This is a genomic window from Agromyces lapidis (assembly GCF_009749405.1).
In the GTDB taxonomy this organism is placed as follows: domain Bacteria; phylum Actinomycetota; class Actinomycetes; order Actinomycetales; family Microbacteriaceae; genus Agromyces; species Agromyces lapidis.
This window is the reverse complement of sequence record NZ_WBIQ01000002.1, coordinates 614,825-626,570: the sequence shown is the minus strand read 5'-3', so window position 1 is coordinate 626,570 and position 11,746 is coordinate 614,825. Positions and strand designations below refer to the sequence as shown.

Genomic DNA, 11,746 nt, shown 5'->3' with positions numbered 1-11,746 from the left:
CATCCGTGTTCTCAGGATCGGGTCAGCAGGCCTTCACGAGCTCCCAGGGGCCCCATTGCTCGGCGCCCGGGGTGTTGCCCTGCGTCCACCACTTGGCCGTGTACTCGCTGCCGGAGTGGCTCACGGTCGCCCCGCCCGAGTAGGCGGTCGTCGCGTTCCACGCGGCGGCGCTGCAGCCCGTCGGGTCGGTCGGGTCCGTCGGGTCCGTCGGGTCGGTCGGGTCGGTCGTGCACGGCCCGACGAGGCCCCAGACGTCGTTGGTGCCCGGGGTGTTGCCCTGCGTCCACCACTTCGCCGTGTACTCCTTGCCGTTGTACGACACCTTCTGGCCGCCCGTGTAGACGGCGGTCGCGCTCCACGCCGCCGCGGTGCAGCCGGTCGGGTCGGTCGGGTCGGTCGGGTCGGTCGGGTCGGTCGGGTCGGTCGGGTCGGTCGGGTCCGTCGGACCGGTCGGGTCGGTCGCCGGGCCCGTCGCCGAGGCGCGGAGCTTGTCGGCGAGGGTGCCGACCAGCTGGCCGCTGCGGTCGCCGTCGAGCTCCCACCACATGCCGCCGCCGAGGCCGAGCTCGGCGATGTACTGGCCCTTGCGGGTCGTCGACTGCGCGTTGTCGTAGCTCCACCACTGGTTGCCGTCGTAGCGCCATGCGGCTCCGATGGCCGGGTCGTAGTGGTCGGTGCCGAGGGTCTTCAGCTTGTCGTAGTCCTCGTTGCCCTTCTCCCAGGTGCCGGGGGCCGCCGCCGTCGCGGGGCCCCAGGCGTTCGCCGAGGTCGCGCCCTGCCATCCGCGGCCGTAGGCGGCGAGCCCGATGCCGAGCTGCTTCGGCGAGATGCCGGTCTTCAGGTACTCCTTCACCGCCTTGTCGACACTGAACTTCTTCGTCGCCGGCCGGGTGTCGGCGGGGTCGTCGAAGAGGTTCGCCTGGTGGCCGGTGAGGCTCGGGTCCCACGCACCGTGCAGGTCGTAGCCCTGCACGTTGCCGTAGTCGAGGTACTGGAAGTTCTCAGGGTTGTTCCAGCCGCCCGCCGCGATGTCGGCGGGGTTCGCCGGGAGGAACGCGGAGAGCTGGTACGGGTGGCCGTTCTCCGCGCTCAGTGCGTCCATCTGCGTGCGGAACTCCTTCAGCAGCAGCGTGAAGTTCGCCTTGTCGTTCACCTCGTCGACGTGGTTGCCGACCTCGCCGTTCTGCGAGCCGGGCCACTCCCAGTCGATGTCGATGCCGTCGAAGACGCCGGCCGCCGCACCGGTGCCGCCTCGTCCGTCGATGACGGGCAGGTTGCCCCGCAGGTAGAGGTCGACGCAGCTCTTCACGAACTTCTTGCGCGAGGCGTCCGTGGCCGCGGCCTTCGAGAAGTTCTTCGACCAGGTCCAGCCGCCGAGCGAGATCATGACCTTGAGGTTCGGGTTCTTCGCCTTCAGCTGCTTCATCTGGTTGAACGAGCCGGCGAGCGGCTGGTCCCAGGTGTCGGCGGTGCCCGCGACCGAGTTCGCCGCGGTGTAGCCCATGCCGAAGTCGGCCCACGCGTCGCCCGCGCCGTCCGATCCGTTCGGCCCCGTGCCCTGGGCCTTGTTCGCGATGAAGCACGTCAGGTCCTGGTAGTGGATGTTGCCGAACGCGTAGTTGATGTGGGTGAGGTCGGCCGCGGCACCCGAGGTCTGCAGCTGCTTGGCCTTGAAGTCGCGGCCGTAGACGCCCCACTGGGCGAAGTAGCCGACGTTGCGGTAGCCGTTGACCGCGCTCGGCGACTGCTCGGCCGCGACGGCCGGCGCGGCGCCGACCGCGGCGAGGCCGGCGACCATCGCGCCGGTGGCGAGGGCGGCGAGCGCCTGGCGCACTCCGCGCCTCTGGGTTCTCTGAATCTTCATGGCGTCCTTCGGTGAAGGGGAACTGAACGGGCGCGTGCGCCCTTGGACACGCTCACGCTACGAAGGGAGGCCGCGGGCCGGCGTCCGCACGATCCACATGATCCGGGCGCCGCGTGCGGGTGTACGTAGGACTACGTACACCCGCATGCGGACGGGCGGAGGCTCCGTCGCCGGAACCCCCGCCCGTGGCATCCGCGTCGACCGCTCGTGGATGCCGTGGTGCCGCGCCCGGCTCAGCAGGCGACCGGCTGACCCCAGACGTCGTTCGTGCCGGGGGTGTTGCCCTGCGTCCACCACTTCGCCGTGTACTCCGAGCCGTTGTACGAGACCTGCTGGCCGCCGGTGTAGATCGCCGTGGCGCTCCAGGCCGCCGCATCGCACGTGCTCGTGCCGCCGCCCGATCCGGCCGTGGGTTCGACGACCGTCACGCCGCGCGGCAGGTCGTCGAGCGTCGCGAAGGTCTCCGAGCCGATCTTCACCCGCAGGTTCGAGATCTCCGTCATGGGCAGGCGCCACGAGAGCTTCGTGAAGACGCTGCCGCCGGCCGGGATTCCGCCGGAGGGCACCGTGATCGTGTACGTGTGGAAGTCGCCCTTCAGGCCCCCGACGTTCGATCCCGTGTGGTCGCTCGACACCTTGGTGATGCCCCAGCCGTTCTGCTCGCCCAGGGCGCCCGTGTCGCTCGTCGCGGTGTCGAAGGTGATCGTCGACCCCGCGGGGATCGCGGTCTTCGACCGGTTGGTGAAGGTCGCCTTCGGGTTGATCGGGTAGTTGCTGTCGCCGAGTGCGAAGTCGCCGAACGACACCTGCAGGTCGATCGCCTTCGTCGGCATCGCGACGTTCGCCTTCGCCGCGTCGTAGGGCTGGGATGCCGCGAAGCGGTCGTGCAGGATCGACACGAGCGTCGAACCCATCTCGTACTGGCCCTTCTGCGCGTTGTACCCGTAGTCGCCCGCGAGTTCCCAGATCATCGCGCCGCCGATGCCGTTCGCGGCGATGTAGTCGGCCTTCGCCGTGATCGCCTGGTCGGCGTCGCCGGACAGGAAGGTCCTCGTGGTCGAGTTCCACCACCACTCGGTCTTCGTCGTCTGGTCGAAGTGGTGCGTGTACGTGCCGTTGATCGACGTCGGCGCCCCGTAGGAGGCCGTGTAGTCGCCCACGACGCCCTTCTGCAGGTTGAGCACATGCCAGATCGGGTTCGCACCCGCACCGACCTCGGCCCCGGTCTTGTCGAGGTCGTGCCACAGGTTGTTGATGCCGACCGCGCCGTTGCCGCACTTCGAGGTGCCGCCGATCGTCGGCCCGGTGCCCGGGGGGCACTTCGTCTGGTCGGCGAGCGGCGCCTTGCCGTAGAGCCCGTCGGTGCCGCCCTGCACGCCGTCCCAGCCGCGCGTGTAGAACGGCAGGCCGACGTTGATGCGCCCGGGCGGCATCGCACCGCGGAAGTAGTGGTAGGCCCAGTCGGTGTTCAGGTAGCCGATGTTGCTGTAGGCGCCGTACACGCCGCCGGCTGCCAGTTCGGGGTCCTTGCCGTCGTCGAAGAGCGGGCCGTTGCCGCCGACGTAGTCGTTCCATGAGCCGTGCAGGTCGTAGCTCATGATGTTGACGTAGTCGAGGTACGGGGTCACCTGGTAGACCTCGGCGCCGCGCAGCAGCCAGCCCGAGGCGGGGGCGGCCACCGTGAGCAGGTAGTGCTTGCCGTCGGCCGCGCCGGCGCGGTCGAGCCGCTCGCGAAGGGTCTTCATGAGCGACTCGTAGCCGGCCCAGAGCTTCGCGCGGCGCGGCTCCGAGAATGCGAAGTCGTCGGGGCTGCCCGCCTTGCCGTTCGAGTTCGCGTACTCGTAGTCGATGTCGACGCCGTCGAAGCCGTAACTGCGGATGAACTGCACCGCGGAGTCCGCGAACGCGTCGATCTTCGCCTGCGAATCGGTGAGCGTGTAGAAGCCGCCGTCGGCCACCCGGTTGCCGTCGGCGTCGAAGTGGCCGCCGGTCTCGGCCCAGCCGCCGACCGAGACGAGCGCCTTGACGCCCGGGTTCTGCTTCTTGTACTTCGCGAGCAGGTTGAAGTGGCCCTGGTACGGCAGCGCCGGGTCCATCTCGGCACCGGCGACGCCCGGCCAGGTCATCTTCGTCGAGGCGTTGCCCGCGACATCCTGGTTGACCGAGACCCTGCCCTGTCCGTCGATGTGGGCGAAGGCGTAGTTGATGTGGCTGAGCTCCTTCCACGGGATGTCGCTCGCGAGGTAGCGCGGCTGGCCGTTCTGGCCCGTGCGCCAGTTCGTGAAGTAGCCGATGACCCGGTGCTCGAGGTCGTTCGGCAGCTTCTCGCGACCCTGCTCGTCGTAGATCGTGCAGTAGGGCACATCGACGCCGGGGGTCTGGTAGAGGCCGTCGGGGCGGCACTTCTCATCGGGGTTCGAGGTCCACGGGGTGCCGGGTTCGGGCGTCGGGGTGGGAGTGGGAGTGGGAGTGGGGGTGGGGGTGGGCGTCGGGGTCGGAGTGGGCGTCGGGGTCGGAGTCGGCGTCGGGGTGCCCGTGCCGCACGCGGCGCCCGCCTCCCATGGGCCCCACTCGCCGGTGCCCGGCTCGTTGTTCTGGGTCCACCACTTCGCGGTGTAGTTGATGCCGCCGTGCGAGGCGGCGGCGCCGCCCGTGTAGACGGCGGTCGAGTTCCACGCCGGGGCGCACGCCTCGGCGGCGCTCGCGACCGCGGCGGGGATGAGGCCTGCGATGAGCAGTCCGATCCCCGCGGCGGCGACGGCGGCCTTCGAGCCGCGCCCGAACTTCAGTGTTCGCATCTCGTTCCTGTCTGCCTGTGGTCCGCCCGCAGTCCACGGGCAGCCCGACGCTATCGACGGGACGCGGCGGCCGAATCCGCACATCCCCGCATACGCGGGACTACGTACGCTCGGCGAAGGACGGCTTACGAGGTGCGCGACGACGACAGGCCGCGCATGCGGTAGGCGAGCACCGCGAGCTCGACCCGCGAATGCACGTCGAGCTTCGTGAAGACCCGGCCGAGGTGCACCTCGACCGTGCGGACCGAGACGTAGAGCTGCGCTGCGGCGTCGCGATTGGATGCCCCGTCGACGACCAGCATCGCGACCTCGAGCTCTCGCTCGGTGAGCACGTCGGCCCACACGGCGCGGCATGCGACGAGCGGATCGTCGACATCGGCCCGCCCGGCGGCGGCGACCGGGGCCGCCGTGGTGGCCACGGATCGGGATGCGCCGGCGCCGGCGCCGGCCTCGGCCTCGGCTTCCGGGGCTCCGGGGCCGGGCGACATCGCCTCGCGGCCCGGAGCCGCCCCGCCGTTCGTCGTGGTCGTCGGCCGCTCCCGCGCGGGCGCAGCCGGGAGGCTCGTCGCTGCCGCGAGCACACCGCGTTCGCCCGCGACGACCGCGAGCCACGCCTTCGCACCCGACTCGCCGAAGAGGTGCTCGGCGGCCAGCAGGTGCCGCTGCGCGCGATCGAGGGCACCCGCCTCGCCGCAGGCCCTCGCGAGCATGAGCTCGGTGCGGGCTCGCTCGTAGTGCGAGCCGATGCCGCGGCTGGCCTCGAGCGCTGCGCGATAGTCGGCCTCGAATCGGTGCCGGTCGGTGCTGCGCATGCGCCGGCGGAGCTCGCTCGCGAGCCGCGAGTCGGGCGGGCGCCGCACCCCGGGCTCGGCTTCGGCTCCGCCGCCCACCGCGGGCTCCCGGCCTCGCCCCTCCCAGCCGGCGACCGTGTCGAGCCCCGGCACGTGCAGGCCGCACCCGACCGCCTGCTCGCGTTCGCCCGCGAGCGCGACGAGCGTCGCCGCCTCGGCGCGGGCGCCCCGCAGGTGGGCGGCGACCGCGCGGTCGATGAGCTCCTCGGCCCGGATCGAGACCGTCGACGGGGGTTGCGACGCCTCGACCGCGCGCGCGAACGCCCCGATCTCACCGCAGGTGATGACGTCGATCCGCCGTGCGAGCGTCGCTCCGAGACCGCCGAAGGGCAGCGCGATCGGCAGGTCGGTGGCAGCGCGAGCGAGCAGCTGCCCCGCGCGCCCGACCTCTCCAGACCAGAGCACGAGGAGCGCGGCGGCGACGGCCCGGGCGGCGCGCATGAGCGGCGCGCGCTCGTCGCGCGCGACGCGCGGGTCGCTCGAAGTATCGCGCAGCGCGCCCAGCCAACGCGCGGCCCGTTCGGGATCGCCCGCGAGCCCCGATTCGATCGCGCGCGCGATGGCGCCGGCTCCCGCGGTCGCGGTGCCGCTCGTCGTGCCGCTCGTCGTACCGGTCCCCTGCGTGGCGGCTTCGTCGCCCGCGCGCCCGACCCCGAACATCGCGCACCACGCGACGGCCGACCTGAGCGGCTCGTCGTCGAGGCCGTACCGGGCGGTGAGCCGCCCCGCCTCGGCGAGACGTCGTGCGGCGGCGGCGGGGGCACCGCGCTCGGCGAGCAGCCCGGCCGCGGTCGCCGAGGCGCGGGCGAGATCGAACCATCGCCGTGCGAGGCGAGCCGAGGCATCGGGGTCGCCCGCCGCTTCGTCGGCCGACGCGTCGCAGCCAGCCGCATCGATGCGATCGTCGAGCTCGCCGAGCGGCACGTCGCCCTCGAGTGCCGCCCGCACGATGAGGTAGTCGGCGAGCACCGAGGCGCGCTCGTCTTCGTCGCCGTGCTCGAGCACCTCGCCGAGCCAGCATCGGGCGTCGTCGACATGCCCACCGTGCAGCGCGGCACGACCGGCGATGCGCCACGCGTCGATCTCGGCGCGGCCAGCGGCGTGGCTCGCCGCCTCACGGGCGACCGCATGCGCCCATTCGGATTCGCCGGCCGCGTCGGCGGCCTCGGCGATCTCGAGGAGCGGGGCGACGAACGCCTCGGATCCTTCGAGCGTCGAGAGCGATCGGTGCCAGGTGGCACGTCCGTCGACCCCGAGATCTGCGTACGCCTGCGCGAGCGCGGCGTGCGCCGCGGTGCGCTCGGCGAGGCTGGCGACGGCGTGCGCCCAGACCCGCGTGCGCGGGTCGGCGAAGGCGAAGTGGCCGGCGACGAGCAGCAGGTGACGGCTCACCCCGCCCTCGACGAGTGCCGACATCGGCCGGCCGGACGCCGCGAGCAGCACGTCGACCCGGTCGTCGACGCAGACGGCGGCGGTGACGAGCAGCATGCGCTCCCACTCCGCCAGCCGCAGCGCGTCGGCGCCGACCGCCCGCTCGATGGCCGGCACGAGTGGAAGCGGGTCGGGCAGCACGGCGTGGCCGAGCCGCTGCGAGGCGCGAAGCCGCCCGGTCACCTCGATGATCGCGTCGGCGTCGCCGCTGAGGGCGAGGCCCAGCCGCGCGGCGACGTGCGGGGCGACGACGAGGCGATGCCTCGCGAGCAGCTCGACCACTGCTCGTGTGTCTTCGAAGAGCTCGGTCGACGAGCGATGACGCGGGGCTTGGCGGGGCCGTTCCGGTGTGGACGCCATTGCCCCTCCGCTCACTACTCCGATCGCGTGGGGTTATGTTAGCAACATTTACAAAGTCGGCGCGAGTGCCCGGTGGGCGGCCCGCAACTCCCCCTTCGGGGGCGGCCCGCGCTCAGTCGCGCGGGCTCAGGAGGTAGTCGTTGAAACGCCGGGTGGTCGCCTCGTCGAAGGTGACGGATGCCCCGTCGAGCGCCGTCACGCCCGCGGCGAGCCGCACGCTCGAGACGAGCCAGACGGCGTCGGCGAGCGCGAGCTCCGCCACCGGGATGTCGCGGTACTCGGTGCGCTCCCCCGCATGTTCGAGGTGCTCGAAGAGGCTCTGCTGGGTCGTACCGTGCAGAATCGCCCCGCTCGGCGCGGGCGTCGAGTAGACGCCGTCGATGCGCAGGATGACGCTCGAGGTCGGCCCCTCCATGACGAAGCCGTCCGAGGAGACGAAGATCGTGTCGTCGGCACCGCGGCGCTTCGCCTCACGAAGCGCCGCCATGTTCGGCGCGTAGCTCAGCGTCTTCGCGCCGAGCAGCAGCCACGGTGCCCGCGCCGCCGCATCGTGGGCGAGGCCGCGATCGAGCGTCACGACCCGGATCCCCTGCTCGCGCGGCACGGTGAAGTCGGCCGCGGGCGAGGCGTGCAGCCACGCGGTCGGCGCCGGCCCGTGCTCGACGCCGCGGCTCAGCACGAGCTTCAATGCGAACTCGCCGGTGGAGGGCAACGCGGACGTCGCCCGCCGGATCGCCGCGTGCCACTGCTCGAGGTTCGGCTCGGGCAGTTCGCAGATCGCCGCCGAGTTGCGCAGGCGCACGAGGTGGGCCTGCGCCTCCTGCGCGTGGCCGTCGACGACCGCGAGGGTCTCGAAGATGCCGTCGCCGCGCTGCGTCGACAGCTCGCCGACGCGCAGCGCCGGCTCCGAGGCATCCACCTCGTGGAAGGTCGCGTCGACATCGTCGGCGGGCGCGTCGGCGGGCAGCGGGGCGATGAGGAGGGTCACGGTCGAGGCCATGCACCAATGCTATGCAGGATGGCCCGCGCCGATGCGCTAGCGTACGGGCATGCAGACGCTCGGCACCGGTGGGATGAGCCGCGCCTCCGGCCTCTCGCTCAAAGCGCTGCGGCTCTACGATGCGAGCGGCCTGCTCGTGCCCGCCGAGGTCGACGGGCGCACCGGCTACCGGCGCTACGCGCCCGAGCAGCTCGAACGGGCCCGATCGATCGCGGCGCTCCGCCGCGCCGAACTCCCCCTCGCACTCATCGGCGAACTGCTCGACGCACCCGCCGACGCGGCGCGGGCACGGCTGCTCGCCTGGTGGGCCGCCGAGCGCGAAGGGTTCGCACGGCGCAGCCGCACGGTCGAGCTGCTCGCGGCCTCGGCCTCGGCCGCGGCCTCGGCGGCGGGCGAGGCGTGCGCCGAGCCGTCGCCGGAGGTGCTCGACCGCGTGCGCGTCGAATCGCTGCCCGACCTCGCCGTCGCGAGCATCTCCCGTACGGTCGAGCAGCCCGCGCTCGTCCCGAGCTTCCTCGCCGACGTCGTCGAGATCCGCAGGCACCTCGCCGAGGAGGGCGCGGAGGCGGGCCCCGCGCACTGGGTCATCTTCCACGATCCCGTCGGCGACGGGCTTCCCGGCCGCATCGAGACCGCGGTGCCGTTCACCGGGCGCGCGAGGCCCGGCCGCGACATCGTGCTGCGCGTCGAGCCGGGCGCGGAGCACGCCGTCGTCGACCTCGCCGCCCGCGAGGTCGTGTTCCCCGAATTGCTGCGCTTCTACGACGCGGTGCACGTCGCCGCCGGGCTCGCGCCGGGCGAGCGGGGCCGACCGCCCCGCGAGTGGTACCCGGGCGCGTGGCCCGACGACCCGCAGGCGATCGCGGTGCGCATCGCCCGCCCGATCCCGGACTCGCTCGACTCCGCCCGCGAGTCGCTCGACCTCGCCCGCGGGCCGCTTGACTCCGCCCCCGGGGCGGACTCGACGATGTCGCCATGACCGATTCAGCCTCCACCCGCCTCGCCCACGACTTCGCCCGTCACTCCCCGTACTCCGAGCCGGGGTCGCACCGGCGGCTCGTCGCCGCGGTCGCCCCCGAGCCGCAGGCGATTCACCGCGCCGCCACGGCGACGATCACCCATTACCGCGCCGGACGCGCCGCCCCGACGGCCGCGCAGCTCGCCGACGTCGACCGGCGCTGGATCTCGGCGATCCTCGACGCCGCCGCCGAACGGGCGGAGGGCCCCCTCGACGCCGAACGGGCGGACGCCGATCGCGTGGGCGGCTGCTGCCGCGACCATTCCCTGCTCGCGGTCTCGATCCTGCGCGAGCACGGCGTACCGGCCCGCACTCGTCTCGGCTTCGCGGCCTATTTCACACCGGGGTTCCGACACGACCACGTCGTCGTCGAGATGCACCGCGACGGGCGCTGGGTGCGTTTCGACCCCGAGCTCGGCGTCGACGACGGCGACGACCTCGAGGTGCACGATCTGCCGGGTGGCGAGGGATCCCCCTTCGAGACCGCCGCCGAGGCCTGGATCGCCCACCGCGAGGGTCGCACCGGGCTCGCCGACTACGGCGTCGCCCCCGGGCATCCGATCACCGGGCCCTGGATCGTGCACGGCTACGTGCTCGGCGACCTCGCTCATCGCATGCGCAGCGAACTGCTGCTCTGGGACGGCTGGGGCATCATGGACGCACCCCGGCGCCCGCTGACCGCCGCGGCGATCGAGATCGCCGACCGGCTCGCCGAGCTCACGATCGCGGCCGATTCCGGCGACGAGGCGGCCGAGCACTCGCTCGCCGCGATCTGGCGCGACGATGAACGCGCGCGCGTCGGGCGAACGGTGACGACCGCGTCGCCGACGGGGCGGTTCGGCACGACCGATCTCGTGAGCCGTGAGACCCGCTGGTCGTAGGCCGCGCGCCGATCGGCCAGGAGGCAAGCGAAAGGCCGGCCGCAGAAACGCCTCTCGGCGCGAGGCCGCTCGGAGCGGCGAATTTTGGAGCCCGGGGTTACTGCGGCCGGCCTCAGACAGTCTAAACGACGTCGCGGGCCGGTTCATTCCCGGCGGCACCGGTGGAGTCGCGGGGCGCTGTCGGGCCGCTCAGTCGAGGGCGTCGCGCCGCCAGAGCCGGGCGCAGGCGCCGAGCTCGTCGGCGAGCTCCGTGAGGCGCAGCGCCCGTCGGGTGAGCGCGCCCGAGCGCTCGGGGTGCGCGGCATCCGTGGCATCCGCATCGTCGGCGAGGCTCGTGAACCCGGCCGCGCTCACCCGCGCGAACGCCGCCGCGCGCTCGAGCGCGACGGCGAAGTCGCCCGTGAAGACGCCGTGCAGCACCCGGTCGGCGAGTTCCCGCACCTCCTCGGGCCCCGTGGGCGAGGCCGCGCCCGCGACGACCTGGTCGATCGTGTGCGAGACCTCGGCACCGCGCCGGTAGGCGAGGCTCAGCGCCTCGGCGTCCTGGCCGATGAGCGTGCGCAGGAGATAGATGCGCCAGAGGGCGCCCGGAAGGCTCTTCGCCGAGGAGCCCGCCCAGAGTTCGGCTATCGCGTCGATGCCGTGCAGGTCGGTGTAGGCGGTCAGGCGGGCGACGATCTCGGGATCGGGGTTCGCGCGCACCCGCGCGAGGAGCGCTGCCGCCGTGTCGTGGGCCGCCCGGTTCAGCCGTGCAGGATCGTCGCCGCCGATGAAGCCGTCGAACAGCGCGGGTGGGAACCGGGTGGGGCGGTGGAAGTCGGCGGCCATTCGGAACAGGATACTCGGGCGGGCTGCACCTGTCGTCCGAGCGCGAGCGCGAGGGGCGGTTCAGCGGATGCCCGCCGCTCATTCGCCCTCAGCGACCCGTCGCATGAACGCCGTGCGCCAGTTCTCACCGGAGCGCTCGTAGGTGATCTTCGCATGACAGTTGCGGCAGCGGACGTCGCACTTCGCGATCTCGCCCATGACCTTGCGCACCGAGTAGCCGTTCTGCGCGAGACGCATCACCTCGGCGGACTTCTCGCAGCCCGCGCGGTGGTCGAAGTCGAGCACGCGAATGTCGGACTCGCCGCAGTCGAGGCACGGATGCGCGCTGAGGTAGTCGCCGACGGCATCGAGCGCGAGGCGCCTCTGCTGTGCTTTTCTCGCCATGATCACGCGCACATGGGCCTCACGGTTCTTGGCGTAGTACTCGCGGGCCTTCTGACGGTTGCACTCTCGGCAGAGCTTCGTGAGACCGTCTCTCGCCGATCGGAGCCGGTTGAACTCTTCGAGTGGCCTAGACTGCTTGCAGCGATAACAGCGCTTCTGCGTCACGTTCACGCCCCCGTAGCTCAGAGGCAGAGCAGCTGACTTTTAATCAGCGGGTCGGGATGTCGGAATTCCCCGGGGGCACCACCAGGGTCGGGCTCCACAACACGGAAACTCATCATCGAAGACCTCCTTCATTCGAAGGTATCTTCGACCACCGACACTCGAACCC

The 11,746-nt window shown here is 72.3% G+C and carries 8 protein-coding genes and 1 tRNA gene; 3 read left to right on the top strand and 6 right to left on the bottom strand.

Annotation, left to right across the window (positions count from 1 at the left end; genetic code table 11):
- Positions 1–22: 22 nt before the first annotated feature.
- The 4 genes from GQQ93_RS06215 to GQQ93_RS06200 all read right to left on the bottom strand — a co-directional run bounded on the left by GQQ93_RS06215 (position 23) and on the right by GQQ93_RS06200 (position 8,304).
- A complete protein-coding gene (locus GQQ93_RS06215) occupies positions 23–1,864 on the bottom strand; it encodes a glycosyl hydrolase family 18 protein (RefSeq protein ID WP_157423336.1) in 1,842 nt (613 codons plus the stop codon).
- A gap of 233 nt (positions 1,865–2,097) precedes the next feature.
- Positions 2,098–4,662, bottom strand: coding sequence for a glycosyl hydrolase family 18 protein (locus GQQ93_RS06210; RefSeq protein WP_157423335.1), 2,565 nt, complete (start codon positions 4,660–4,662; stop codon positions 2,098–2,100).
- Positions 4,663–4,787: 125 nt separating this feature from the next.
- On the bottom strand, positions 4,788–7,226 hold the full coding sequence (locus GQQ93_RS06205) for a helix-turn-helix transcriptional regulator (protein ID WP_157423334.1): 2,439 nt from the start codon (positions 7,224–7,226) through the stop codon (positions 4,788–4,790).
- Between the two features lie 190 nt (positions 7,227–7,416).
- Positions 7,417–8,304 carry an aminodeoxychorismate lyase gene (locus GQQ93_RS06200; protein WP_157423333.1) on the bottom strand — a complete coding sequence of 296 codons (888 nt, stop codon included), beginning with the start codon at positions 8,302–8,304 and terminating at the stop codon, positions 7,417–7,419.
- A gap of 49 nt (positions 8,305–8,353) precedes the next feature.
- Between GQQ93_RS06200 and GQQ93_RS06195 the strand changes: the two genes are divergently transcribed.
- Together GQQ93_RS06195 and GQQ93_RS06190 are read left to right on the top strand one after the other, a co-directional pair.
- On the top strand, positions 8,354–9,283 hold the full coding sequence (locus GQQ93_RS06195) for a MerR family transcriptional regulator (RefSeq protein WP_157423332.1): 930 nt from the start codon (positions 8,354–8,356) through the stop codon (positions 9,281–9,283).
- Entirely contained in the window at positions 9,280–10,203 is a 924-nt protein-coding gene (locus GQQ93_RS06190; RefSeq protein ID WP_157423331.1) for a transglutaminase-like domain-containing protein, read from the top strand. The genes GQQ93_RS06195 and GQQ93_RS06190 overlap by 4 nt, the downstream gene beginning before the upstream one ends.
- A gap of 189 nt (positions 10,204–10,392) precedes the next feature.
- On the opposite strand, the gene GQQ93_RS06185 is transcribed toward GQQ93_RS06190, so the two are convergent.
- Both GQQ93_RS06185 and GQQ93_RS06180 read right to left on the bottom strand, forming a co-directional pair.
- Positions 10,393–11,031 (bottom strand): DNA-directed RNA polymerase subunit beta, encoded by a 639-nt coding sequence (locus GQQ93_RS06185; protein ID WP_157423330.1) that lies wholly within the window; start codon positions 11,029–11,031, stop codon positions 10,393–10,395.
- 78 nt (positions 11,032–11,109) lie between these two features.
- Positions 11,110–11,415, bottom strand: a complete 306-nt coding sequence (locus tag GQQ93_RS06180) for a hypothetical protein (protein WP_157423329.1) — start codon at positions 11,413–11,415, stop codon at positions 11,110–11,112.
- 171 nt (positions 11,416–11,586) lie between these two features.
- On the opposite strand from GQQ93_RS06180, the gene GQQ93_RS06175 reads away from it, so the two are divergent.
- Positions 11,587–11,661: transfer RNA gene (locus GQQ93_RS06175), tRNA-Lys, on the top strand.
- Positions 11,662–11,746 lie beyond the last annotated feature (85 nt).

Excerpts from the sequence above, each read along its gene's own strand:
- GQQ93_RS06215 (WP_157423336.1), bottom strand. The coding sequence starts at position 1,864 with ATGAAGATTCAGAGAACCCAGAGGCGCGGAGTGCGCCAGGCGCTCGCC.
- GQQ93_RS06210 (WP_157423335.1), bottom strand. The coding sequence starts at position 4,662 with ATGCGAACACTGAAGTTCGGGCGCGGCTCGAAGGCCGCCGTCGCCGCC.
- GQQ93_RS06200 (WP_157423333.1), bottom strand. The coding sequence starts at position 8,304 with ATGGCCTCGACCGTGACCCTCCTCATCGCCCCGCTGCCCGCCGACGCG.
- GQQ93_RS06195 (WP_157423332.1), top strand. The coding sequence starts at position 8,354 with ATGCAGACGCTCGGCACCGGTGGGATGAGCCGCGCCTCCGGCCTCTCG.
- GQQ93_RS06190 (WP_157423331.1), top strand. The coding sequence starts at position 9,280 with ATGACCGATTCAGCCTCCACCCGCCTCGCCCACGACTTCGCCCGTCAC.
- GQQ93_RS06185 (WP_157423330.1), bottom strand. The coding sequence starts at position 11,031 with ATGGCCGCCGACTTCCACCGCCCCACCCGGTTCCCACCCGCGCTGTTC.
- GQQ93_RS06180 (WP_157423329.1), bottom strand. The coding sequence starts at position 11,415 with ATGGCGAGAAAAGCACAGCAGAGGCGCCTCGCGCTCGATGCCGTCGGC.